At 47.3% G+C, this 26,230-nt stretch carries 19 protein-coding genes and 1 pseudogene; 17 read left to right on the forward strand and 3 right to left on the reverse strand.

Going from position 1 to position 26,230, the window contains the following annotated elements; all coding sequences use genetic code 11:
* Positions 1-39 precede the first annotated feature (39 nt).
* The 8 genes and pseudogenes from HMPREF1548_RS03960 to HMPREF1548_RS04000 all read left to right on the forward strand — a co-directional run bounded on the left by HMPREF1548_RS03960 (position 40) and on the right by HMPREF1548_RS04000 (position 11,270).
* The gene (locus tag HMPREF1548_RS03960; RefSeq protein WP_021634479.1) at positions 40-981 is read left to right on the forward strand and encodes an ABC transporter permease; all 942 of its coding nucleotides are present in this window, start codon (positions 40-42) and stop codon (positions 979-981) included.
* Positions 982-1,024: 43 nt separating this feature from the next.
* A complete protein-coding gene (locus HMPREF1548_RS03965; RefSeq protein ID WP_021634480.1) occupies positions 1,025-1,960 on the forward strand; it encodes a carbohydrate ABC transporter permease in 936 nt (311 codons plus the stop codon).
* A gap of 58 nt (positions 1,961-2,018) precedes the next feature.
* Positions 2,019-4,625 carry a DUF5695 domain-containing protein gene (locus HMPREF1548_RS03970; protein WP_021634481.1) on the forward strand — a complete coding sequence of 869 codons (2,607 nt, stop codon included), beginning with the start codon at positions 2,019-2,021 and terminating at the stop codon, positions 4,623-4,625.
* Entirely contained in the window at positions 4,618-6,546 is a 1,929-nt protein-coding gene (locus HMPREF1548_RS03975; protein WP_035320949.1) for a glycoside hydrolase family 127 protein, read from the forward strand. The genes HMPREF1548_RS03970 and HMPREF1548_RS03975 overlap by 8 nt, the downstream gene beginning before the upstream one ends.
* A gap of 204 nt (positions 6,547-6,750) precedes the next feature.
* On the forward strand, positions 6,751-7,203 hold the full coding sequence (locus tag HMPREF1548_RS03980; protein WP_021634483.1) for a hypothetical protein: 453 nt from the start codon (positions 6,751-6,753) through the stop codon (positions 7,201-7,203).
* 358 nt (positions 7,204-7,561) lie between these two features.
* A complete protein-coding gene (locus tag HMPREF1548_RS03985) occupies positions 7,562-8,020 on the forward strand; it encodes a MarR family winged helix-turn-helix transcriptional regulator (protein WP_021634485.1) in 459 nt (152 codons plus the stop codon).
* 254 nt (positions 8,021-8,274) lie between these two features.
* Positions 8,275-9,236, forward strand: a pseudogene (locus tag HMPREF1548_RS03995) (MATE family efflux transporter).
* Positions 9,237-9,431: 195 nt separating this feature from the next.
* On the forward strand, positions 9,432-11,270 hold the full coding sequence (locus HMPREF1548_RS04000) for a glycoside hydrolase family 36 protein (RefSeq protein WP_035320953.1): 1,839 nt from the start codon (positions 9,432-9,434) through the stop codon (positions 11,268-11,270).
* 243 nt (positions 11,271-11,513) lie between these two features.
* Here HMPREF1548_RS04000 and HMPREF1548_RS04005 read toward each other — a convergent pair whose 3' ends face one another.
* Entirely contained in the window at positions 11,514-13,613 is a 2,100-nt protein-coding gene (locus tag HMPREF1548_RS04005) for a PTS sugar transporter subunit IIC/EAL domain-containing protein (RefSeq protein WP_035320956.1), read from the reverse strand.
* Between the two features lie 310 nt (positions 13,614-13,923).
* Positions 13,924-15,426: an L-fucose/L-arabinose isomerase family protein gene (locus HMPREF1548_RS04010; RefSeq protein ID WP_021634492.1), complete on the reverse strand. Its 1,503-nt coding sequence runs from the start codon at positions 15,424-15,426 to the stop codon at positions 13,924-13,926.
* Between the two features lie 355 nt (positions 15,427-15,781).
* On the opposite strand from HMPREF1548_RS04010, the gene HMPREF1548_RS04015 reads away from it, so the two are divergent.
* From HMPREF1548_RS04015 to HMPREF1548_RS04055, 9 genes are all read left to right on the forward strand, one after another.
* Positions 15,782-16,720: a helix-turn-helix transcriptional regulator gene (locus HMPREF1548_RS04015; RefSeq protein ID WP_021634493.1), complete on the forward strand. Its 939-nt coding sequence runs from the start codon at positions 15,782-15,784 to the stop codon at positions 16,718-16,720.
* A 227-nt stretch (positions 16,721-16,947) separates the two neighbouring features.
* The gene (locus HMPREF1548_RS04020; RefSeq protein ID WP_021634494.1) at positions 16,948-18,000 is read left to right on the forward strand and encodes an NAD-dependent epimerase/dehydratase family protein; all 1,053 of its coding nucleotides are present in this window, start codon (positions 16,948-16,950) and stop codon (positions 17,998-18,000) included.
* A gap of 149 nt (positions 18,001-18,149) precedes the next feature.
* Positions 18,150-18,995, forward strand: coding sequence for a hypothetical protein (locus tag HMPREF1548_RS04025; protein ID WP_021634495.1), 846 nt, complete (start codon positions 18,150-18,152; stop codon positions 18,993-18,995).
* A gap of 48 nt (positions 18,996-19,043) precedes the next feature.
* Positions 19,044-19,892 (forward strand): SAM hydrolase/SAM-dependent halogenase family protein, encoded by an 849-nt coding sequence (locus HMPREF1548_RS04030; protein ID WP_021634496.1) that lies wholly within the window; start codon positions 19,044-19,046, stop codon positions 19,890-19,892.
* 132 nt (positions 19,893-20,024) lie between these two features.
* Positions 20,025-21,077 (forward strand): histidinol-phosphate transaminase, encoded by a 1,053-nt coding sequence (gene hisC / locus HMPREF1548_RS04035; protein WP_021634497.1) that lies wholly within the window; start codon positions 20,025-20,027, stop codon positions 21,075-21,077.
* A gap of 37 nt (positions 21,078-21,114) precedes the next feature.
* Entirely contained in the window at positions 21,115-21,615 is a 501-nt protein-coding gene (locus tag HMPREF1548_RS04040; RefSeq protein WP_021634498.1) for a COG2426 family protein, read from the forward strand.
* An 81-nt stretch (positions 21,616-21,696) separates the two neighbouring features.
* Entirely contained in the window at positions 21,697-22,476 is a 780-nt protein-coding gene (locus HMPREF1548_RS04045) for a class I SAM-dependent DNA methyltransferase (protein ID WP_021634499.1), read from the forward strand.
* Complete coding sequence (gene hslO, locus HMPREF1548_RS04050; RefSeq protein WP_021634500.1) at positions 22,473-23,357, forward strand: Hsp33 family molecular chaperone HslO; 885 nt, start codon at positions 22,473-22,475, stop codon at positions 23,355-23,357. Before HMPREF1548_RS04045 ends, hslO begins: the two co-directional genes overlap by 4 nt.
* 120 nt (positions 23,358-23,477) lie before the next feature.
* Positions 23,478-25,394 carry an NAD(+) synthase gene (locus tag HMPREF1548_RS04055; protein WP_021634501.1) on the forward strand — a complete coding sequence of 639 codons (1,917 nt, stop codon included), beginning with the start codon at positions 23,478-23,480 and terminating at the stop codon, positions 25,392-25,394.
* A gap of 42 nt (positions 25,395-25,436) precedes the next feature.
* Here HMPREF1548_RS04055 and HMPREF1548_RS04060 read toward each other — a convergent pair whose 3' ends face one another.
* Complete coding sequence (locus HMPREF1548_RS04060) at positions 25,437-26,096, reverse strand: hypothetical protein (protein ID WP_021634502.1); 660 nt, start codon at positions 26,094-26,096, stop codon at positions 25,437-25,439.
* Positions 26,097-26,230 lie beyond the last annotated feature (134 nt).

A 26,230-nucleotide genomic window follows, 5' to 3' on the forward strand; every position in this document is an offset into this window, starting at 1 on the left:
TAAGTTTCCCGTACTTTTATATAAAAAGGATGAAAATTAATGAAAAAGAGTAATAAAAGAAATTATCGGTATGGAATGGACAGGAATACCCAGCTTCAGCTGCATGGAATGATGCTTCCGGCCACCGCGCTCATTCTTTTGTTTTCCATTGTCCCTTTGTTCGGAATACTTATTGCGTTTAAGGACTATCGGCCTGTCAGCGGTGTGGCCGGTATTTTTACCAGCCAGTGGAACAATTTTAAAAATTTTAAAATACTTTTTCAAAACTATGATTTTTTGCCAATGTTAAGAAATACGCTGGGGATCAACCTGATTAACAACCTGATCAGTATTCCTGTGACGCTTTTTTTTGCATTGATGCTCAATGAAGTATTAAATACGAGGTTTAAATCTCTGATTCAGACGGTGACTTATATGCCGCATTTTCTTTCCTGGGTAGTATTCGGCGGCTTGTTTATGACCCTGCTAAGTACAGATAATGGCTTTTTAAATACCATTCTTATGAATTTGGGACTTATCCGGGAACCATTGGGCTTTATGGCGGAACCTAAATATTTCTGGGCCATAGCAGCAGTTACTTCTTTGTTAAAGGAATTGGGATGGGGAGCCATTTTATATATTGCGGCCATAGCCGGGGTTGATCAGGAGCTCTATGAATCCGCCATGATGGACGGGGCCGGACGCTTTCGGAGAATGTGGTACATCACGATACCGTGTATTAAACCTACCGTAATGATTATGGTCATTTTTGCCATCAGCGGTATGCTGAATAATAACTTTACACAGATTTATGTATTCCAGAATTCTTTAAATATTTCTGCAAGCCAGGTTATTGACACCTATGTATATGAATATGGTCTGGGACAGCTGCAGTTTGGTATGGCGCAGGCTGTGACGCTGGCTAAATCAATAATTGCCATTATACTGCTGGTAGGGGCGAATAAACTGTCGAATAAGGTTACAGATTCGGGGCTGTTCTAATTCAAAGAAGCAAGAATGCGCGGGTGCGCAGATAGGAGCAGAAATGAAAAAACGAGTAAAAAGTGTAAAGCCGTCAGAACGCGGTTTCTTTAATATTATCAATGCGGTTTTAATGTGTATAACAATGGTGATTACGGTTTATCCAATATGGTTTGCCGTGATTAATTCATTAAATTATGGAGATGAGCTGGTGAAAGGGTATTCCTTCTTCTGGCCGTCACAATTTACGCTGGCAAGCTGGAGTACAGTTCTGGGAGATTCGGACATATTAAGAGCGCTTTGGATCACCGCAACAAGGACAATTATTGTGACAATATGCTCTACAATTATTACTTCCATGTTTGCCTATGGTTTTTCAAGACCCTATTTGAAAGGAAAGAAATTTTATACGACACTGGGCTTTATCAGCATGTATTTCAGCGGAGGAATTATCCCTTCCTTTTTGCTGTATAACTGGCTGGGGCTTTACGATAATTATCTGGTTTATGTTATACCAGCGTTATTCGGTGGATTTTATAATGTCATTATATTCAATGCTAACTTTAAGGCAATACCGGAGTCCCTTTTTGAATCGGCTAAGCTTGACGGTGCTAATGAACTGAGGATTTACGCATCCATTGTAATGCCGTTGTCCAAACCTGTACTGACCGCCCTGGGAGTGTTTACAGCATGTGGTGTCTGGAATGATTACAGCGCCACACTGTTTTATACACAGTCTGCTTCCCTGCAGACATTGGGAAGTTATACCTTAAAGCTGGTTAAATCAAGTCAGGCCGCAGAGCAGCTGGCAGCATCGGTGATGCAGTCCAACCAGCAGGTGGCGGCCCTGGTCAATTCTGCTATGGGAAGCGGGGAGGTTACTGCAAAAACAATTGAACTGGCTTCTATGGTGTTGACTGCGCTGCCGGTAATCATAGCATATCCTTTTGCCCAGAAATTCTTTACCAAAGGTGTTATGGTGGGATCGGTAAAAGGCTGACAACGAAAAATGGAGATATCAGGATAAGACAGGAAAAAATTGGGACAGAGGTGCTGCCATGAGTGTTCGAATTTATTTGAAAAATAATATAATAACCGCTGTATATGATAAAGAATGCGGAGGTATCGTATCACTGAAATCTGCTTACGATGATTTCAAGGCAGATTTTGTACTGACTCCGGAGGAATTTCCGGAATATGATGTGGATGACTGTAAATGGCTGGGCAATCTGGAAGGGAAAATAGTTCTGGGAAAAGAAACAGTTTCTTTTTCCACAGGCAGGTTGAAAAAGAAAGGCCTGTGTTCCTGTCAGGAAAACTGCCTGGATATTACCTGGCCGGAAATAGAAAGCGAAGGAAAAAAACTGGGTTTTTCCATGGAGATGCAGTTCCTTCTTGAAAATGAACTGGTTACATGGACTGCAAAATTTGAAAACATATCAGAGGATACAATTAGTTTTACAGAGATTGCAATTCCTTTGCTTATGAACCAGTATTTCAGGATAGATGATGATTTTAAATATGATCGCTGTGTTATGCGGCATACCTGTATTACCGGTCATTCCTCCTATATTTACTGGGAAAAATCAAGTGGGAATGCGCCTGTACTCCTGCTGGCTCCGCTTTCAGACGGTGTGTTTACACAGTTGAAACAGGAAAAAGAGGATAAACTATTCGGAGAGCGGTTTGGGGACGGCTTCGGATATGAAGGTTTGGTCAGGGCATATGCTGTGGATGACAGTAATCGGTTTTCATTAAGGCCGGGAGAATCAAAGGAGTTGAAATTTTGTCTGGCATTTATAAATAATGAGACCCAGATTAATGATATGCTGAACAGGCTTTCCCTGATAACGATGAAGGCAGTTCCGGGAATGGTAGGACCCATCAATAAAGATTTTTATGTGATGACCCGTCCTGTAACTGCGCAGGTAGATGTATTCGGGCCGGAGGATTGCATTATTGAGAGCAGAATAGAGAAGGGATGGAGAGTGAACCGCATCAGGTTCGGCGCATACGGCAAAAGAAGGATTCAGGTAAAAAAAGACGGAAACATAGCATCCTACTGTTTTTTTATAACGGAACCTGTAAGGGACATGATCGACAGGCATGCTGCATTTGTTGCGAAGAATCATCTGGAAACCAATGAAAAGGATCCCTGCTATCATGGGCTGCTGATGTGGGATATGGTGAATAAAAGAAGAATTAACAGTACCTTCAATCCTTACTTCGAGGACTGGTGGCGCGGCGGCAGTGATGATCCAGGGTTGGCAAGCGGACTTTTTCTGGCAGAAAAAAATGTATACAGGGCATCTGAAGAAGAAGTAAAAGTGCTGAATGCTTATGTAGAGGACTTTATTCTTAAGAGGCTTACGGAACAGCCAGGCTGGCGTGTCCACAGGATGGTGCCCTGGTATACAATGTTTGAACCGTGGGCAGGACGCGGAGCTGATGATGTCTGGAGGGCCTTTAATTATGTTCATGTAATCAATGTGATGTATGACATGTACCGGATACAAAAGCAGCATCACTACAGCTGGATGAGAGAAGCTGCGGAATATCTGAAGATGGCGTATGAGTATACCAAAGCGATGTTTAATTACTGGATGTTCCCTCATGGTGTGGGAGCCAGTGAATTTGGAAATATGGGAGAAATGACGCTTCCCCTTTACCTGGCACAGGCTTTGCAAAAAGAGGGGTTTGTCCAGGAAGCGTGTGAAATGGCGGCCATTTTTGATAAAAAGGCCCACTATTTCAATTCCAAACAATTTCCATTCGGCTCGGAGATGGTTTATGATTCAACAGCATTTGAAGCAGTATATGCATATGGAAAGAGAATCGGCAGTGAACATATTATGAGGGCGGCTGCAAAAGCTTCCTATTCAAACAGGGGAAAGCAGCCGATATGGTTTTTGTATAATACAGATTTGAGGGCCGGCGGTGACACAAGCTGGAACAGCAGCTATATGACCCAGCTGGGCGCCTTTCCTATCCTGGATTATACGTTAGATCAGGGACATATTGATGAGGACTGGATTTTGTCTTACTATGGCGCCAGTCTTTCCGGATGGCTTATTTATAATTCCGGCGGATACTGGAGCCCTGACAGGGAAAATCAGGGGGCAACAGGATGGATTACTATTGCCTCGCTCATTAACCATACGGGACAGCCGCCGGAAAACAGCGCCCGACCGGAGAATGGAAAACTGGGAATGCCTCTTTCCAAAGGCTGTGTCATCCTTTCGGGGGAAGCCGGGATTGGTTTCTTCGGAGCACTTCGTACAGCATGTTCCATAGTAATGGAACATTCAGTACTTGGAATAATCGGCCTGGGTTGCAGTGTTGACAGAAAAGATGGAAAAGAAAGGATTTCGCCTGAGGATGGTTTGTCGGTACGTTTTTACCATGTGCCGGACAGATGGAAGGTGGAGACAATAGGCGGCTGTATAAATGAAATCGTGGTTATTGAAAATGAAATCCAGTTGGATATGACATCGTTGTGCCGGGAAGGAGTGCTTCTGAAATTATATTCCATTCCTCAGGAAGGGGAAAAACAGAGAATTCTGTTTGAAGAACATATTCCGGCTGAAGAAAACAGTCATAGGCTGGTAACAATCCCCAGATACATTGTGAAAAGCCAGTCAGATGGAAAGGATAAAGATGAATAGAATAAAGGATGTAAATTTGTCAAAGGTTCATGTAAAAGACCGGTTCTGGTCTGAAAAACAACGTCTGATTGTGGATGTGGTTATCCCTTTTCAGGAACAGATATTGAATGATGAAATAGAAGGCGTGGAAAAAAGCCATGCTCTTGCTAATTTCCGTATTGCGGCAGGACTGGAAGAAGGGGAATTCTATGGAATGGTATTTCAGGACAGCGATGTGGCAAAATGGCTTGAAGGGGCAGCATATTCCCTTACGGTAAAGCCTGACATGGCCCTGGAGGAAAGAGTTGATGCAATAATAGAGGTGATCGAAAAGGCACAGCAGCCGGATGGCTATCTGAATACTTATTTTACTGTCAAGGAGCCGGAACACAGGTGGCAGAACCTGCAGGAATGCCATGAATTATACTGTGCCGGTCATATGATGGAAGCCGCAGCCGCATATTATGGGGTTACTGGAAAAGACAGGCTTCTAAAAGTAATGGAGCGCATGGCTGATAATATTTCAGAACAATTCGGGCCGGGAAAAAGAGCGGGTATTCCGGGGCATCAGGAAGTGGAAATCGGATTGATGCGGTTGTTTCATGCCACGGGAAAAGAAAAGTACAGAGAACTTGCACAATATTTTATTGATGAACGCGGCAGAAATCCTGATTTTTTTAAAGAAGAGAAAGAAAAGCGGGGCTGGGAGCATTTTGGGATAGAACCGCAGGATACGAAATATAATCAGAGCTATGCCCCGGTAAGGGAACAGAAGACGGCAGAGGGGCACAGTGTACGGGCTGTATATATGTATACAGCCATGGCAGATATTGCAGGGGTAACCGGGGAAAAAAAGCTTTTGGAAGCCTGCGAAACGCTCTGGGATAATATCACGCAAAAGCGGATGTATCTAACAGGCGGAATAGGATCAACAGGAGATGGTGAGGCCTTTACCATTGACTATGATCTTCCAAATGATATGGCCTATGCTGAGACCTGTGCATCTATTGGTTTGGCCTTTTTTGCAAAAAAAATGTTGAATATAAGTCCTTCCAACAAATATGCCGATATTATGGAACGGGTACTTTTTAATGGGATTCTAAGCGGCATGCAGATGGATGGGAAAAAGTTTTTTTACGTGAATCCCCTGGAAGTAAATCCGGGAGTATCCGGCGTACTCCATGGCTATAAGCATGTGCGTTTACAGCGGACGGGATGGTATGCGTGTGCATGCTGCCCGCCTAATTTGGTCAGGTTGGTAATGTCCCTGGGGGAATATGCCTGGAGTGAATCGGAGGATACGGTTTATTCTCATCTGTATGTGGGAGGCAGTGCAGAACTGGATAAGGTTAAAATCGATGTTGAAAGCAGTTTCCCATGGGAGGGAAAGGTAGAATATATAATCCATCCCCGACAGCAGGATACTATATTTACTTTCGCTGTCAGAATCCCTTCCTATGTAAAAAAGAAAATCATACGCCTGAATGGTGATGATATATCGAACTGCATAGAGAAGAAAGTCGAGGAAAAAGACGGTTATCTGTATTTTTCCGGAGAATGGAGGGATGGAGAACACCTTAGTATTGAATTTCCTATGCCTGTGAGAAAAATCTATTGTAATACTGCAGTCAGGGAAAATGAGAATTGTGTCGCGCTGATGAGAGGACCTGTTGTATATTGCTTTGAAGGAAAGGATAATCCGTGGCCTTTACAGGAACTGCGGATTCCGGAAAAGACGGTATTTGCAGTAAAAACTTGTAAAGAGGGGTTGTTGAAGGGAATGGTGCTGCTGGAGGGAGAAGGAACTCTAATGAAGAGCGATGGGAGTTTGTACTCAGAAGAAAAGCCGGTTGGCATGTCGATCATGCTGAAGGCTATTCCCTATTTTGCATGGGGAAACCGGGGAGTTAATCAGATGAGGGTATGGATGGCGGAAGAATAAAAAAATAATATACATACACTGACAATCGTAGAAATATTATGAAACGACAGTATGGCTTGCAGCCAGAGCCTTGAACTACCCGGTTTTTAGGGACAATAACTCCTGAAAATGATAGAATATACATGTTGTTTTCAACTATATACATTTATATTAATATTTTGTTGAAGTAAAATAAAAATGGTATAGATGTAGGAAACTGTTTTGATGAAGGAGAAAAATGAAATGGAGAATTTCCATGCTGAATGGGCGGCCTGCCTGTTGGAAGGATTAGAAAATAATTGTCCGGCAGAAATACGTCAGGCCTGTTTGGAGAAATGTGCCTGCTTCCATTACAGGGTTAATAATATGGATTGCCTGTTGGAGAAATATGTTGGAGATTTAGTTGGTTTTACCGATTTCCTACAGAGGGAGTATGGATGGATTATCCAAATAGATAATAACAATAAAAGAATCATGGTTGATGAAAATAAGGACTTCTGTGTATGTCCGATAACAGCAGCAGCTCATGGTAAAGTATCCACGATACTTTGCGATTGTTCAGCCCATTATGCCAGTAAAATGTTCTCCAGGGTTTTAGAAAAAGAAGTAGGTGCTAAAGTTAAACGCTCTTTTTTGAGGGATGGACTCTCCTGTATTTATGAGATTGTAATTGAATAAATTTTAGGCAGTACTGTTCTATTCATTATAATAGTTATTGACAGCTGCAGGGAAAAAAGAGATGGGAACCCGCAAAATTGCGTGGTTTTCACCTCTTTTTATTTTGTAAGCAGAAATTTTACAAATGCCTGTTCTATATGTAATAAAGGTAAAGGAAAAGTTCCGTACTATAAGACATAATTTGCGCGCACAATTGATTGGAAGGAACTGTAAAAACAGAAAATATACTGTTGACCGTGTGAGATTCTATGAAAACGCCGCTTAATGATTACTTTTTTCTAAAGTTAATTGACAAGTGTCTGAATCCGGACTATACTAAACTAATCCGAAATCGGACACATATGAAAGGAGCAAAAATATGGATACATTGAAAAAACAGATAATGGAAATTAATCAGCTTTGTAATGAAAGCGACGGGCTATATCATGATATTGCTCAAAGCTATGGGCTTTCAGACAGTATATATTGGATTTTATATATTCTGTATTATAATGACTGTCCTGTTTCGCAAACAGAGCTGTGCAGTAACTGGTATTACTCAAAGCAGACCGTCAATTCTTCGATTTCAGCCATGACGAAAAAAGGATGGATTATGCTGGAGACTGTTCCGAAAACGCGGAATCGGAAAAATATTGTTCTTACAGAAGCCGGCCGTATTTTCTGCGCTAAAGTCATAGGGGAAACTTATGAGGTGGAAAAGGCCGCCTTCTCGAGAATTACAGAAGAAGAAAGAGAACTGTTTTTATTGTTATTCAGAAAAACAAATAAATATATGCGGGAGGAATACGAGAAAAGATATTCTTCGTCACAAGAGTAGTTTCTTCCGTATCATGTGAGACAGTGGAAAGGACTGAAAATATGAAAAAGAAAGAGAATAAATCCAATACATTCTTTTGGATTGCAGGAGCCGCTTTTCTGTTATGTTTGGTTATGTTTCTGAAAAAGAAAAATTATATTGTCATAAAACCCAGAAAAACTGAGTGATTGAAGCCTGTAGGAAGGGATAGACATTCCTGCGATTATTCCGTATCTTGCAGAACTTGTAGAATTTCGGCAGAAAGGTTAGAAAACATGGCAATTCAGTTATCAGACCATTTTAACTATAAAAGACTGTTAAAGTTTGTATTTCCATCCATTATTATGATGGTGTTTACCTCTGTATATGGAGTGGTGGACGGTTTATTTGTGTCTAATTATGTTGGAAAGACCGCTTTTGCGGCAATTAATCTGATTATGCCAATGGATATGATTTTCGGCGGCGTTGGATTTATGCTTGGAACAGGCGGCAGCGCCCTGGTGGCAAAGACACTTGGGGAACAGGACACTGACAGGAAATAAGGCCGATCATCAATGCGTGTGCAAATGGAGCCTCGGAGATGGTATCCAGCGTTACCTCCTCTGTGGTGGGAATCCTATATAATCTTCAATTACTCCAATATGCTGGAGAGAACGGCGTTGCTTCCTACGGGGTTCTTATGTATGTTCAGTTTGTTTTTGCCGCAATTTTCCTTGGATATTCCATGGGGAGCGCTCCGATTATAAGCTATCATTATGGAGCGGAAAAACATGGGGAATTGAAAAACCTGTTTCAAAAAAGTGTTGTTTTGACGGGAACAATTGGAGGCGGTATGGTGGTGGCTGCCCAGCTTTTTGCAGTACCGCTTTCCAGGCTTTTTGTAGGGTATGATCCAACGCTGTTTGAAATGACGGTCCATGCGATTAGGATAGCAGGTGTTTCCTTCCTGATTATGGGATTCAATATTTTTGCATCAGCCCTTTTTACCGCTCTTAATAACGGCGGCGTATCAGCGGTGATCTCTTTCCTGCGGACATTTGTTTTTAAACTTGCAGCCGTGCTGCTCCTGCCGCTTCTTTTGGGACTGGAAGGTATCTGGTGGGCAGAAGTGACGGCGGAGATTTCCGCATTTGTACTGTCGCTTATTTTCCTGTTTATTAATCGGAAGAAATATCATTATGTAATCATGTATAATTTCTTCAGTTATCCACAAAAACCAGCCACTAGATATAGATAACAGCCTTTTTGCCATACGATATCTTGATATGTCGGTGGATAATGTGGATAACTTTGTGGATAGCGTGGGGAAACGTTGGGGACAAATATGTGTTAAGACGACATCTGCGTGCTGAAGCTGTCGTCTTTTTCTATAAAGAAATCTGCGCAGATTATTTATAATGGAAGCATAGAATAAAAGAAGGAGTGAATGGGGATGGAATATTATACGGAAGTAAAATTAATGGGGGATGCATATGGCGCAGGCTTTTCCAATGGATTGACCATGTGCGGGAGCCAGTCGGCGGCGGCCTTTCGCAAAGTGGAAGATATGGGCCCGGATGCTGTGTACGACGATGACAGGCAGCATCGCATTGTGCTTCATAAAAAAGCGGCGGGTCAGGCTGTGGAAGTAAGTACGGAATTTATAAATGACAGCGCTGAAGCCGTTACTTTGGAAATGCTGTCATCATTTGCGATCAGGGGGATCAACGCAGACAGGATACACAGGCTGCAGTCTTTTTGGAGTGCGGAAGGAAAACTGAGGACGGAATCCATAGAAGAACTGCATTTGGAACCATCATGGAACCGTTGTGGGATGAGAGTGGAAAAATTCGGAAATGTTGGTTCCATGCCGGTGCGTAAATATTTCCCGTTTCTGGTTGTGGAAGACAGCAAAAAACAGGAATTTTTAGGCATTCAGTTATATTGCCCTTCCTCCTGGCAAATCGAAATATTATGTAAGGATGATGATACGCTTACCATAGCAGGCGGGATTGCGGACAGGGATTTTGGCCACTGGATTAAAAAATTAAGCCCCGGAGAAAAGTTTGTGACTCCCAAAGCCGTAATTGCCGGGGGAAATACATTATATGAAGTATGCGATAAGCTTGTTAAGGCGCAGAAACCTGCAATATCGGATGTCGATAAAAAAATGGGAATTGCTTTTAACGAGTATTGTACCACATGGGGAAATCCGAGTTACGATAATATAAAAAAGATATGTGATAAGCTGAAAGGGAAAGGAATCCAATATCTTGTCATTGATGCGGGCTGGTATGGAAAAGGCCAGGGCTGGTGGAACAGTATGGGAGACTGGAGTGTCAATGAGGATAAATTTCCCGGAGGGCTGAAAAAGATTGCGGATTACATACGTTCCTGCGGGATGATTCCGGGGTTATGGTTTGAAATGGAATCCGTAGGCGCCAATTCGGAGCATTATGAGGATAAGGAGCATCTGCTTTTAAAGGATGGAGTACCGTTAACCGTAGGGGAACGCCGCTTCTGGGATATGGAAGATGAATGGGTGATCAATTATCTTGGCGGTAAAGTGATTAAGCTGTTAAAGGAATGCGGGTTTGGTTATCTGAAGGTGGACTATAATGATACGATTGGCATGGGATGTGACGGGCCGGAGAGCATGGGAGAAAATCTTCGGAAAAAAGTACAGGCAACACAAGAATTCTTCAGGAAAATAAAAGCAGAGATACCGGAAATAGTTATAGAAAACTGTTCCAGCGGAGGCCACAGGTTAGAGCCGTCCATGATGGAACTGGTATCCCAGGCAAGCTTTTCCGATGCGCATGAAACGTTGGCAATTCCTCTTATCGCTGCCAATATGCATAGAGTGATACGTCCGGAACAGAGCCAGATATGGGCGGTTTTGCATGCAGGGGACAGTGACAACAGAATTTTTTATTCTATTGCCAGTACTTTCCTGGGAAGGATGTGCCTGAGCGGTGACATTTACGACTTATCAGAGGCACAGTGGAAGCTCGTAGAGCAGGGAATGGATTTTTATGGGATGGCTTCGGAAATTATCCGCAGTGGCGTCACGGTAAGATGTGAATACAGTACTACACAGTATAATCATCCAACGGGTTCGCAATTGGTTATCAGACAGCTTGGCAGCCGTTGCCTGGCAGTTCTGCACCGTTTTGAAAACTCAGAGACTACAGACCTGGAGTTCCTGAAGGGAGGCAGGGTGATCGCGGAGTATGGAAGGGCTGAGGAAGATTTTAGTGCAAAAGCTTGGATATATGAAATTGATCAATGAAATGTAATATTTTTCTGGACGACAGTCCGGCCCGTGTGCCGGGCACAATACTTCGCGCCTATGAAATTTGGGCGGAGGAGGGGGACGGACGCTGGGAAAAGGGCTGGGAAGAGACGGGAAATTACCAGCAGATGCTTCGTATTCCGTTGAACAGGACCTTGAAGCGTCTGAAATTCATTCCAAAGCATCCTGGGGGAGCAGGACGGCCAGGCTGTATGCGATGGAACTTATTTAAAAAGGCGTCTAATCCGTTTTCCCGCCCACATACCTCATCAAATCCCCGACAGGCAGCGGCTTGCTGTAGTAATAGCCCTGATAAAGGCTGCAGCCCAGCTTCGCCAGCATATCGCGCTGCTCCTTTGTCTCAACATATTCTGCCAGGACGCGCAGGTTAAGGCTCTCGGTCATTCGTATAATGCCTGAAATAATTTCACCGGAACGCTCATTGCCCGGAAGCTGGGACACCAGCTTGCCATCCAGCTTGACTTCATTAAAAATGCCTTCCTGCAGATACAGGATGGAATTGTGCCCCATGCCGAAATCGTCCAGGCTGAAGTTCACGCCTTTGCTTTGCAGACTGTTCATTTCCGCCATCAGGGAATCGGAAATCACCATGGCGGACCGTTCCGTAATCTCCAGAACAAGGTGTACCCGCTCCAGATGATAGCTTTTGAATATATCACAGGCTTCAGAAAAAAAGCCGTTTTCTTCCATCTGCTTTGCAGAAATGTTGACGGACAGGAACAGGTCATTTTTTAAAAAGGGTTCCAGGGCGCGGGCGTCCCGGCAGGCCAGGTGCAGAAGATAGCTGCTCAGTTCATTTAAAAAGCCGCCTTCATAAGCCAGCATACATACCACGGGAGGGGCGATGTATCCGGTGACCGGATGTTTCCAGCGAAGCAAAGCTTCAATTCCGTGCAGCTTTCCGTCCGCATTGATCTGCGGCTGATAGAAATACTCCACCTGGCCGCGTCTTATCGCGTTTTTCAGATCAAGGGAAAGCGTTTTGGCATAATAGTTATAAGGATATTTGGGGCTGAGAAATACGGGAAGGACGCCGCTTTTTTCACCATCAGCCATATCCTGTTCCATACGCAGCACAATCCTCTGGAATTCAGCGGTTTCCTTTTTCTCGCTCCGCCTGATAAACGGGATATAAATCAAAATCCCAATCAGCAGATTGACAAGCTGCAGAAAGCTTCCGGCAATGGAACCAGTCGCCTTGTAGCCGCTAAAAAGAAACGGAACCGTCCAGTCTACAGACTGGCTTACAACAGGTACAAGTCCGGAGGCAGTGGCAAGAAAGCTGACAAGGGTCAGGACAACGGGCGTCAGGATAAAAGGGGCTGCCATAGTGAAATTGAAAATAATCGGGAAACCGAACACGGCGATTTCACTGATATTGAAAACAGCGGAGGGCAGCGCAACATATGCGATTTTCCGGTTATGGCTTTTACGTGAGACAAGGCATAACGCAATAACGAAGCTCAGGGCGCAGCCGCAGCCTCCCAGGAACACGAAGGTATCCAGAAAGGTTTTGGAAAAAATCTCCGTGGGTGCGCTTCCGGCCAGCAACAGTGCCTGATTGGCAGTTACATTAGGTTCAAACAGCCGCCTGGAAACAGCCTCCAGCGTGTTCGTCCCATGGATGCCGAAAAACCAGAGAGTATGTGTAATGATCACATAAAGCAGGATTCCCAGTAAATTATCGCTGGAGTTGTCAAATATTTTGAGGAAAAGATAAGAACCGAAATTAGTGATGTTGCTGCTCCCCCAGACAGTGCGCAGCCAGTACCCTGCGACAGCAAAAAAAACAAGGTTCAGGATAACCGGGAGGAGGCTCTGGATGGACAGATTGAATAAATATTCTGCGCCCGTGGTATGCAGCCTGTCAAAGCGGCTGCTCAGCTTCAGCGCCCGGCGGAAAAGGATGCAGGAAAGCAGTGTGATGCACATGGCCGTAAACACCCATTCCGCATTGAATATATAATCCTCATGCGCCTCAAGCCCGCCGCAGAATGCCAGATAGGAACACACAGAAACAACAGGGTAAAGCAGGAATGTGTCCCTTTCGGCCAGAAGCCCATAGGAAAGGCTGATGGTAACGCACAGGATAAGAGCCAGCGAGCCCAGGCTGATTTCGTATAAAGTATCAAGCAGCGCAATGACCGAACCATCCAGGCATTTCTTAATAAATATCTGGTAGCTGTCATTGGGGAAATTCGTGAAAAGCAGGGAAAAAGATCCCATGATAAGAAAAGGGATAGCCAGGGTCAGCCCACGCCGGATAGACTGGGAGGCAATTGAATTACGAAAACGGGAAATAAGACGATTGGATTCCATACATGCTCCTTTCGTCAGTTTATGGAATGCAGGTATGCCATATTCAGGTATCTTTTCCTTAGTTTATAATAAAAGGATTTATTATACAATAGAAATATTCCCTGAATTTCTGCAGCGGACTTCTAAAGTTATATGGAAATGCAGGAAAATAAAGGCAGGCAGAGTGTTTTTCCCCGCCTGCCTGCTTTAATATGGAAAATTATGGTATTCCATGCCGCCCGAAAAAGTAACTGCCGGAATTAATTTCCTTTCCCATCTACAGTCTGTTACGAATCATGACAGCAAAAATCTGAAGTCATAAAATGCAGCATTATCTGTCCAATATAACGCAGGGAACCCCCAATATCACGCATACCTTTTCAAACAACGCCGCATTATACCCGACGCTCATTGCAAAATGGTGCGTGGGCGCTTCGGCAAACCATTCATCCATGTAGGAATCAGGATCCTTTTTAAATTTCACAGGCGTCTGTGTATTTCCTATCGTCATAATCGGGCCGTCTGTGGATAAAGCCTCGGTGATGATAAATTTCAGCTTTCCATCCACGGTCTGCGTGCAGGCAAGATTGGTGATGGGGCCGGTACGAACCTTGGCCTCCACGGACACGCCGGTTCCCTGCTTCCCGTGGTAAAGCCCCATACCGCGCAGCAGCGGCTTCCCTTTGGCGATTGCCAGATGGAAAGGGCCGTCGTGTCCCAGTAAAATGGTGCCGTCCTCATAATCCACCGTAACGATTTCACAGAAGCTGCCGCCCGTGTTCAGGATGTCACAGATTTTCATGGCGAGACAGGTTTTCAGGTCGCCCTCTCCAGCGCAGGGAATGCCGCGGGCCGTCAGGAGGGAATGCCCCACGATAAAACCGCTCTGCAGCTTTTCATACGCGCCTCCGGGTGCGCCGTGATAATAATAGGTAAGCGCATCCAGACGGTATTCCCTTACCAGCCGTTCCTGGGCGGCCGCCACCCTTGCGGACCAGTCCAGCTGCTCCTCTGTCGGCCTCTGCGCCAGCGGATCGGCGGCCTTGTCGTCACTGATGAGGAAAAATTCCCGGATTTCCGCTTTCTTTTCTTCTACCTCGTCCTCCGTTACCTGCCGGAGCATCCGATCCAGATCGCACATTTCCAGAATTTCAATATGGGCGCCGGTCTGCGCCTGTACCATGGTAAAATCACTGTACATATCCAGCATGCCATTGTAAGTATTCCCCAGAAAACCAAACCGGCAGCCGGACAGCTCTCTTTTAACGGAAGCGGCTTTTACCCATTCGCTGATTTCCTTCCAGGCCCTGACCGCTTCCGGGCGGGCTGCCGTGTTCTCATTGGTGAGGGAAATGTCAGGAGTATGCTCCAGTCCAAGAAGACCGTTTATGATATGGCAGGAAATACCGCTGCGGTGAAAAGCGTTGGACAGCTCAGGAACCGGGCAGGCGCCGCAGTGGGCAAGCCATTCCCCCGTAGTTGTCCTGTCATACGCGATCCGGGCCGTGGGCTGCAGATTCAGTATAATCACGGGCGCCTTGCATATTTGATGAATGGGGAGGACGGAGGAGCTGTTGACATAAGTGCCCGCATGGGCAAAAATCAGATCCACATTTTTGGCATTGAAAAATTCCCCGCAGCTTTCCCCTGCTTCTTCGCAGTCTGCAAGCCCGTAAAAAAAGACCTCTGCGTCCATTTCAGCTATTTTTTCAGCAATGAACTGTCCATAATGCAGAAGCCGTTCCCGCAGTCCCGGAAACTGGTTCCAGTAAGCCTTCAGCCCCATGGTATAAATGCCGATGCGCGGCTTTTTCGGTGTGTTCCATTTTTCCATAAGAAATCCCTTCCTTTTATAAAAATAATAGTTTTTTGGCGGCTGCCTGCCTCTTTTGGCACCGGTGATGGAAAAGCCTTAAAAAGATAGCAAAACCATCATATATTTGCTCTTTATAAATTGATTATAAGCTGGTAAAATAAAAGTTGCATCCAAGAATGTTGGTTGAAAATATCAGAAAATTGGTGATTGAAGCAACATATACTGACGCCCAGTCGGGAGCAAGGTCGAGAAAGACTCTCGACCTGCCTGATACACAAGTGCGCCAAGGCGCACAGGCGGGAGCAAGGTCGAGAAAAAAACTCTCGACCTGCCTGATACACAGGTGCGCCAAGGCGCACAGACGGGAGCGAATATGGAGACAGAGGAAAACTATCTGGAGCGGGCCTCCTATACCTGGTCGGAGGATTCCATCAGGCTGTTTGCCACACCCAGCAGAACCGCCAGAGGCCTCTTTTTTTACATGCAGGAGGCAGGCTATTTCAAAACGGTCTGGCCTTATTTTACGGAACGTGCCAATCTGAATTCTTTTCTGGTTGTCTGCACCCTGTCGGGAGAAGGCAGGCTGCAGTATGAGGGACGGAAGTATGCGCTTTTGGAAGGCAGCTTATTTTTCATCCATTGCATGAAGCATCATGAGTACCATACGGTTAAGGGAAAGAACTGGGAGTTCCTGTGGCTGCACCTGAATGGAATGAATGCCCTGGGATACTATGAGGAATTTGTTAAAAACGGTTTCCGGATACTGGATATCCGGGAAAAAGAACTGACGGAACAGACCCTCCGGAGGATCATAGCCATCAATCAAAAAAGAGAGCTGACCACAGAGGTCCGGACCTCCGGCCTGATTGGCACTCTTTTAACCGAACTGATTGCACAGAATACGGCGGAGAGCAGGCAGGCGATTCTGATACCCGAATTTGTCAGGGCCGCAGAAAAGTACCTGGAGCAGCATTTCCGGGAAAAAGTGCCCCTTCAGGAGCTTGCGGATATGCTGCATGTGGATCGGTTTTATCTCATCAAGGAATTCGGGCGCTATGTGGGAATCTCACCGCATGAATATCAGATTGAACTGCGCATATCCTATGCAAAGGAGCTTCTGAAATACTCCGATTTGTCGGTTAATGAGATTGCCTATGCCTGCGGCATGAACCAGACCTCGCATTTTATCAGCCTTTTCAGGGAAAGGGAGCACAGCACGCCGGCCAGGTTCCGGAAGGAATGGCGTCCCGGTCCTGCGGAACGGGGCGGCAGAGAAGCTGAGGGCCGAAGCTGCCGGAGGGCTGGGGAATGAGAGGGCGGCCCGGATAAAAGCTGCCTTGCAGAAAGACACCGGTAAGAGGAATGTGGCAGCGGACAAACGGCAAAAAAGAATTTACATGTATTTTTCAGCCGTTTATAATAGGCTTGTAGAAAGAAGCACAGGTTTGTTTTGGCGGAAGGTGAATGGAATAGGGCCGTACAATTCAGGCTTAGGCAGCATTAATTTGATTTCCGCAGAGCGGACGGACAGGAGGAAATATGAAAATATTATTTATTGGGGGAACAGGCACTATCAGTATGGCGATTTCCAGAAGGCTTCTGGAACAGGGCCACGAACTGTACCTGATTAACAGAGGAAACAGAAACGCAGGGCTGGCGGCGCAGCTGCCAGGCACGGGAGAGTGGAACCGGCCGAAGGAAATTCTGGTGGATATCAATGACGAAGAAAAGGCGGCCAAGCTGCTGGAGGGGCTTGAATTTGATGCGGCAGCGGATTTCATTGCTTTTCGGAAGGAACATCTGGAGCGGGACTACAGGCTTCTTCGCGGAAAAACAAAGCAGTTTGTCTATATCAGCTCCGCTTCGGCCTACCAGAAGCCGCTGGCAGATTATCTGATTACGGAAAGCACGCCGCTTGCCAATCCTTACTGGCAGTATTCCAGAGATAAAATCGAAGGAGAGGATTACCTGATGAAGCTTTACAGAGAGGAGGGCTTCCCGGTTACGATTGTAAGGCCGAGCCATACCTTTGATGAGCGTTCCGTGCCGCTGGGGCTTCACGGGGCCGGCGGCAGCTGGCAGGTGCTGAAACGGATGCTGGAGGGGAAGCCGGTGATTATCCACGGCGACGGAACCTCCCTGTGGACAATGACCCACAACAGTGATTTTGCCCCGGGCTTTACCGGGCTTCTGGGCAATCCCCATGCCCTGGGACAGGCGGTTCAGATCATGTCCCCGGAAAGCATGACCTGGAACCAGATTTATCAGGTGATCGCAGATGCTTTGGGAGTGAAACTGAATGCGGTCCATATTTCCACTGAATTCCTTGTGGCTGCGGACGGCGGCAGATACGATTTTAACGGCTCCCTTTTGGGAGATAAGGCAAATACGGTGGTCTTTGATATCTCAAAGCTCAAAAGGCTTGTCCCCGGTTTTGCACCGGAAAAGAGCATGGAACAGGGCCTCCGGGAAACCGTGCAGAATGTTTTAAAGCACCCCGAGCTGCAGAGAGAGGATCCGGAATTTGACGCCTGGTGCGACAGGGTAATTGCGGCCAGACAGATGGCGCTTGACAGCCTTAAGCAGGAGTGATACACTGGATATCACCAATTATCAACTGAATGTAAACGAAGCTTAGTGACCTGTCTGCCTGATTCGGCGGACGGGTCTTTTTTGTCCTGCTGCAGGGATATCTGCGGTCGGGACGGTACATGTTGACAGTCACATTCAGGAGGTAAGCGATGAAACAAATCAATGGCAAATTAAAGCCGGATAATAATTTTAAGTGGAAATTCAGAAAGCAGCTTCTGGCCGCCTGCTTTTTTCTGCTCGTATGCATCACAGGCATAACTGCCGCGGCAAAAGGGATGACAGAGAATGCGGGAACAAATCAGACAGAGAGGATTCCTGGCTGCGGTCTTGCCGATACGGCCTATTCCTACGACGGCGGAAAGACCTGGACATCGGATTCCTTTCTTGAGGTTGCCGGGAACGGCACGTATGAAGTAATGGTGAGGGATCGTCTGGGGAACATATCCTCAGGCAGCTTCCGTGTGGATAAAATAGATCGGACGGCGCCGGCTGCGGAGGCTGTGGTACGCCCGGAGGGTTTTGTGAAGGACAAGGCCGTGATCATACTGTCGGCATCGGACGATGGCTCCGGCCTGGCCGGAAGGCCTTATTCCTATGACGGAGGAAGAACCTGGACTGCGGATTCCATGCATGAGGTGGAGGAAAACGGCGATTATCAGGCGGCGGTAAGGGATGCGGCAGGCAACATCACCAGGCTGACGGTTCCGGTAAAAAATATAGACAGGGATCCGCCGGAAATCAGTTTTTCGCTGACGCCCGAACACTGGCGGAGCGGAAGCGCTGTGCTGACGGTTCACGCCGTGGATCAGGGCTGCGGGCTGGATGCCAAGGCTTTTTCCTTTGACAATGGAAGAACCTTTCAGATATCCGGAAGGAAGGTAATTCAGGAGCCGGGAGAAATCAAGGTGCTTGTCAGGGACGCGCTGGGCAATTTTTCCCATGGCTATTACCGGGCCGTACCGTTACGTAAGTTAGAATGGACACGGCCGGAATAATCTGTTACCATCAAGAAAAGATGCAATTGAAAGGAGAGGGAAAACAGTATGAATCCACTTATATTTCAATCCGATTTCGGGCGGGCGGACGGCGCCGTCAGCGCCATGTACGGCGTTGCCTATTGTGTGTGCGGTGATTTGAAAATTTCCGATTTGACCCATGAAATTCCCCAATATGATATTTGGGAGGCCTCCTACAGGCTGATTCAGACAGTAAGCTACTGGCCGGAAGGCGCGGTATTCGTATCTGTTGTGGATCCGGGCGTTGGCTCCACCCGCCGCAGCATTGTGGCACAGACAGAGGGCGGACAATATGTGGTAACTCCGGATAACGGAACGCTCACCCATATCAAAAAGCTGTGCGGCATCCGGGCAGCCAGAGTGATAGACGAATCGGTGAACCGCCTTCCCGGCTCAGGGGAAAGCTATACCTTCCACGGCAGGGATATCTATGCCTATACCGGCGCCAGGCTGGCTTCCGGCATCATTGGTTTTGAGGGCGTGGGCCCGGAGGTGCCGGTGGAGAGCGTGGTGGAAATCCCTTTCGTCCCTGCGAAGCTGGAGGAAAATGAAGTATCAGGAACCATCGATGTCCTGGATGTGCGCTTCGGCAGCCTCTGGACCAACATTCCCAGGGAGCTGTTCCTTAAGATGGGAGTCTCCTACGGGGAACGTATTGAAGTTATTATAGAAAAAAGAGGACATACTGTTTACCGTACCTCCCTGATTTACGCCCACTCCTTTGCAGATGCCTTTATTGGTGAGGCGCTGGTCTATGTGAACAGCCTGGATTTTATGGCGGTGGCCATCAATCAGGGTAACTTTGCCAGGGCCTACAACGTGGGAACCGGGCTTTCATGGCGAATTACCATGCGAAAATCAACACTTAACAGGTAATTATTGCTATTGAAACATTTTCATACTATAATAGAAAAGTTAAAACCGGACTGCCTGCCATAAAACGGGCGGAGATTGAATATGCGTCCGCCGGACGGAAGGCCGGGGACACAGGAAAAGAGGTAGCAAAAGATGGGCTGGGAAGAACAAGTACGTCGGGTGGTTCCCTATATTCCCGGAGAACAGCCGAAGCAAAAAGGGATTATCAAGCTGAATACCAATGAGTGTCCGTATCCGCCGTCACCGCTTGTGAAGGAATATGCGGCGGCGTTTGAAACGGAGCTTCTGCGTCTGTATCCCGATCCGGAGGCATCCCTTCTGGTGAATGCGCTGGCAGACTACTACGGCGTGGATGCGGATCAGGTTTTTGTGGGAGTTGGCTCGGATGATGTGCTGGCAATGAGCTTTCTTACCTTTTTTAATTCGGAAAAGCCGGTGCTTTTTCCTGATATTACTTATTCCTTTTATGATGTCTGGGCTGAGCTTTTTCATATACCTTATCGTTGTCCTGAGCTGGACAATGATTTCCGGCTGGTAAAGGAAGATTATCTTACGGAAAACGGCGGAATCGTCATCCCCAATCCCAATGCGCCCACCGGTTTATTTGAAAGCCTTGATACCATTGAGGAGATTGTGGCCGGCAACCCGGATTCCATGGTGATTATTGATGAGGCCTATGTGGATTTCGGCGGCGTCAGCGCCATGTCCCTTGTGGATAAGTACGATAACCTGCTGGTAGTCCAGACCTTTTCCAAATCCAGGGCCATGGCGGGAATCCGTATTGGCTTCGCCGTGGGAAGCAAAAAGGCAATCGGTTATCTGAAGGATGTGAAGTTCTCCTTTAATTCCTATACCATGAACGCGCCTTCCATTGCATGGGGAACGGCAAGTATCCGGGACGATGGGTATTTTAAGGAAACAGTGGGAAAGATCATTAATACAAGGGAACGGGTAAAAAAAGAACTGGCAGGCCTTGGCTTTACCTTCCCGGACTCCATGAGCAATTTTATTTTTGCCTCCCATGAAACGATTCCGGCAGCAGAGCTTTTTCAGGCGTTAAAACAGGAAGGAATCTATGTCCGCTATTTCAACAAGCCGCGGATTGATAATTACCTGCGCATCACCGTGGGAACGGATGAGGAGATGGACAGGCTTCTGACCTTTTTAAAACAGATAATACATTAACAAATAAGCAGTCAACGAACGGAGGATAATTTATAGTATGGATTCAATAGCATTGTGGTTTGCCTCAACTCTGGGACAGTATGTGTCCAAGGAAGTGGTTATTTTCATCATTTCCATGATTCCCATTCTGGAGCTGAGAGGAGGCCTTCTTGTGGCCTGGTCTCTCGGGGTGCCGATCCTGAAAGCGATTCCCATCTGCATTATTGGAAATATCATCCCGATCCCTTTCATTTTGCTGTTCATCAGGAAGATTTTCCAGTGGATGAAAAAACTGCCCTTTTTTGCAAAGCTGATCGGTAAGCTTGAGGACAGGGCGATGAAGAAGAGCGACAGCATCAAGAAATATGAATTCTGGGGCCTTGTGCTCTTCGTAGGGATTCCGCTTCCCGGCACCGGCGCCTGGACAGGCTCCCTGATTGCCGCACTGCTGGAGATAGATTTCAAAAAAGCCGTCCTGGCCGAGCTGCTGGGCATTATTATTGCAACTGTCATCGTATCCCTGGTAAGCTATGGCCTGCTGGGAAGTATTGTGGGCTAAGCCAGTTTGAAATTTGCTATGGGAATTTATGACGTGCCGCAGCCGGGCGTGTCAGAGTGCTGGGACAGGAGGATACGGTAAGTGGAGGCTTATTCGGATTTCGCTTATGTATATGATATTTTCATGGATAATACGCCCTACGAAAAGTGGGGCGGATTTGTGCTGGACAGATTAAGACGGGCCGGGATTGAGGACGGCATCCTGCTGGATTTGGGATGCGGCACCGGAAATATGACGGAGCTTCTGGCGGATGCAGGCTATGATATGATTGGCGTGGATTTGTCGGAGGAAATGCTGAATGTGGCCATGGAAAAAAGGGCGTGCTCCGGCCATGAAATCCTTTATCTTGCACAGGATATGAGGGAGTTTGAGCTTTATGGAACGGTGCGCGCCGTTGTCTGTTTCTGTGACAGCCTCAATTATCTTCTGGAGGAAGAGGAGCTGGCGCAATGCTTCCGGCTGGTGAATAATTATCTTGATCCGGGCGGGCTTTTTATCTTTGATTTTAATACGGTTTATAAATATGAAACGGTGATAGGCGATGCCACGATTGCTGAAAACCGGGATAACTGCAGCTTTATCTGGGAAAACTTCTATGACAGTGAGGATCAGATCAATGAATATGATCTGACTGTTTTTGTGGAGGAGGATCAAAAAGAGGGTCTTTACCGCAGATTTACGGAAACCCATTACCAGCGGGGATATAGGCTGGATCAGATAAGGCGTCTGCTGGAGGAAAGCGGGCTTGTGTTTGTGGAAGCCCTGGATGCGGACACGATGCAGGAGGTGACGGAGAAGAGCGAAAGAGTCTTCTGCATCGCCTCGGAACATGGAAAATGTGGGACAGGAGAAACAAAATGAAGGATTATCTGGTAAGAGCAACGGCTGCGGATGCCCAGGTGAGGGCATTTGCGGCGACAACAAGGCAGACGGTGGAAACAGCCCGGCAGAACCATAATACCAGCCCGGTGGTAACGGCGGCACTGGGGAGACTGCTTACGGCAGGCGCCATGATGGGCAGCATGCTGAAGGGAAAAGAGGATCTTCTGACACTCCAGGTAACCGGCGACGGCCCCATGGGCGGCATGACGGTTACTGCGGACAGCATGGGCGGCGTCAAGGGCTATGCCAATGAACCGCAGGTGATACTTCCTGCCAACAGCCAGGGAAAGCTGGATGTTGGAGGCGCTGTAGGAAACGGGATCCTGCGTGTCATCCGGGATATGGGGCTGAAGGATCCGTATGTGGGCCAGACCGCTCTGCAGACCGGTGAGATCGCGGAGGATCTTACCTATTATTTTGCCACCTCTGAACAGGTTCCTTCCTCCGTGGGGCTGGGCGTGCTGATGGAAAAGGACAATACCGTGAAGCAGGCGGGCGGATTTATTGTGCAGCTTATGCCGTTTGCAGAGGAGGAGACAATACAGAAGCTGGAAAGCAATCTGTCCAAAATCCGTTCGGTAACCTCCCTTCTGGATGAAGGCGTTACACCGGAGGGGCTTTTGGAGCTTGTCCTGGAGGGCATGGATTTTCAGTTCCTGGAAACCAGGGATGTTAAGTTTGCCTGCAACTGCAGCAAAGAACGGGTGGAAAAGGCGCTGATCAGCATCGGACGCGAAGAAATCGGAAACATGATTGCGGATGGGGAAACCATTGAAGTAAAATGCCATTTCTGTAATAAGGGCTATCATTTTTCCATACCGGAGCTGAAGGGATTACTTGAGAAATGCGGGAATAAATAGCTGTGTCCGCCGTCTTTGGCGGCAGGCCGGACGGGCTGGGAGAAAGGCGCTTTCTGCCGGCCTGATTTGTATCATATTTTAGCCGAATGTACGCATTGGCGTGCAGAATAGGAGTGAAAATTGAAACATGGTTATGTAAAGGCCGCAGCCCTGACTCCCGGAATCAGGGTTGCGGATACGGTTTATAATACGGAGCAGATAAAGAAAGGGCTGGACGAGGCTTTTGCCGAAGCAGCGAAAATTATCGTTTTTCCTGAGCTTTGTATCACCGGCTATACCTGCCAGGATCTTGTTTTCCAGGAAACGCTGCTTAAGGGGGCGACGGAAGGCTTAAAGGAAATCAGGGAATATACCAGAGGGCGGGACGCGCTTGTTTTCGTAGGGCTTCCTTTGGAAAAAAGCGGGAAGCTGTTCAATGTGGCGGCGGTTCTCCAGAACGGGAAAATCCTGGCATTTATCCCGAAGGAAACCATACCCAATTATGGTGAATTTTATGAGGCGCGGTATTTTGTGGCAGGAAATGCGGAAGCTGAGAACTTTATGTTTGACGGTGAGGAAATCCCGTTTGGCACGCATATCCTTTTCTGTGTGGATGCGGTGGACGGGCTGCAGGTTGCCTGTGAAATCTGTGAGGATGTATGGGCGGCGGAAACACCTTCCACCTCCCATGCGATGGCCGGAGCGACTGTGATCGTGAATCTGTCCGCTTCCAACGAAACGGTAGGAAAGGATGCCTACCGGGAGGATTTGATAAAGAGCACCAGCGCCCGCCTGATTTCCGGTTATGTGTATTCCAGTGCGGGGGAGGGGGAATCCACGCAGGATCTTGTTTTCAACGGTCATAACATAATTGCGGAAAATGGCACGATTCTGTCCCGGGCCAGACGCTTTGAGAATGAATCCATATATGGGGAAATCGATGTTCAGAGGCTGCGTCATGAACGCAGGCGCATGAACACCTTCCTGAGGAATAAGGAAGGCTATCTGTACCTTCCGGTGCATATGGAAAAAACGGATACCGTCCTGACACGCAGGTATGACAGCATGCCCTTTGTGCCCTCGGATGAGGCGAAAAGAAACCACCGCTGCGATGAAATCCTTTCCATCCAGTCCTTCGGCCTGAAAAAGAGATATCAGCATATCGGCTGCAAAACGGCGGTCGTGGGTATTTCCGGCGGACTGGATTCCACACTGGCGCTTCTCGTTACAGTACGCACCTTTGATATGCTGGGGCTTCCCAGGGAAAATATCCATTCCGTTACCATGCCCTGCTTCGGGACAACAGACAGGACCTATGATAATGCCTGCAGGCTGGCCAGGACGCTGGGCACCACTCTGTCCGAGGTGAATATCAGGGAGGCGGTCAGTCTGCATTTCCGTGATATCGGACAGGACAGCGACGTACATGATGTAACCTTTGAAAACAGCCAGGCAAGAGAGCGAACCCAGGTGCTGATGGATATCGCCAACAGAACAGGCGGGCTGGTGATCGGAACGGGCGATATGTCCGAGCTGGCATTGGGCTGGGCAACCTATAACGGGGATCACATGTCCATGTACGGTGTGAATGCGGGCGTGCCGAAGACGCTGGTGCGTCATCTTGTAAAATATTATGCGGATACCTGCGGGCAGGAGGAACTGAGGGAGATTCTTCTGGATGTGCTTGACACTCCTGTCAGCCCGGAGCTTCTTCCGCCGGTGGACGGAAAAATCAGCCAGAAGACGGAGGATTTGGTAGGCCCTTATGAACTGCATGATTTTTTCCTGTATTATATGCTGCGCTGCGGCTTTGAACCCTCCAAGGTGTACCGGATTGCCAGGATGTCCTTTGCGGGAAAATATGATAATGCAACTATTTTGAAATGGCTGAAGAATTTTTACCGCCGTTTTTTCCAGCAGCAGTTCAAGCGTTCCTGTCTGCCGGACGGACCGAAGGTGGGAAGTGTGGCGGTATCTCCCAGAGGGGATCTGCGCATGCCCTCGGATGCCTGTGCGACGCTGTGGCTGAAGGAGATTGAAGGGCTGCAGGCGGAGTAAGATGGCCTTTGGAATGAAAAAGAATAAGAAAAACAGCGGTGGCTATTCAGCCGCCGCTGCCGTTTCCGCCGGAGTATCCGCTGAGGTCTCCGGCGTATTTTCTGCCGTATTTTCCGCTGCGTTCTCCTGATTGCTTTCCGGCGTCGTTTCTGCCGTGTTTTCAGCGGAGGGCGTACTTTCTGCGGGAGCGGCGGGAGTTGTTTCCTCTATGGGTTCCAGAGAGGTTTTGGATTTTGTACTTTTTTCTTTCGTGCTGCCCGGGTTCTTTTCCGCTTTTGAAAGAGCATTGGTGATGGCATCGAGCAGTACCTGAGAGGTATACTTATTGTCATCGGAATAAGTAATTTCGTCCAGAGACTGCTTTTCGCAGATCTGGGCAGCCAGATCATTCAGAGCCGGCTCCATCAGCGGGTACATGGTCGTTACCGCTTCATCCAGGTTCACAAGCCGTATGGAGTTGATATTGTTATCGTCCACAACGACCTCCACATCTACTGCGGAATTTCCCAGAATCAGGGAAGTTGTGTATTTCCCAGGGGTATAGCGGCCTTCATCGGCGCCGGTTGCTTCCGGCGTTGTCTTTTTCCCGGGCAGGAACATGATAATGAGAAGAAGCAGGAAAAGTATTCCCAGCACCACAAAGATGCCGGTATATATCAATTCTTTTAAGTGCAGTACGACTATTTTGGTCTTGGAACTCATATCAATATCCCCGATTCATGTTGTTTATACAGTTTACTCCGCAGGGGGGATTTTTATTACTGAAAGTTTTCTTGGGGTGGTGGGGCCCGGCGGAGGAGAATTGTCCTGGTGGTGGGGGCGCGGGGAGATTTGCA

The sequence above is a fragment of the Clostridium sp. KLE 1755 genome (assembly GCF_000466465.2).
Classification (GTDB): Bacteria; Bacillota; Clostridia; order Lachnospirales; family Lachnospiraceae; genus Eisenbergiella; species Eisenbergiella porci.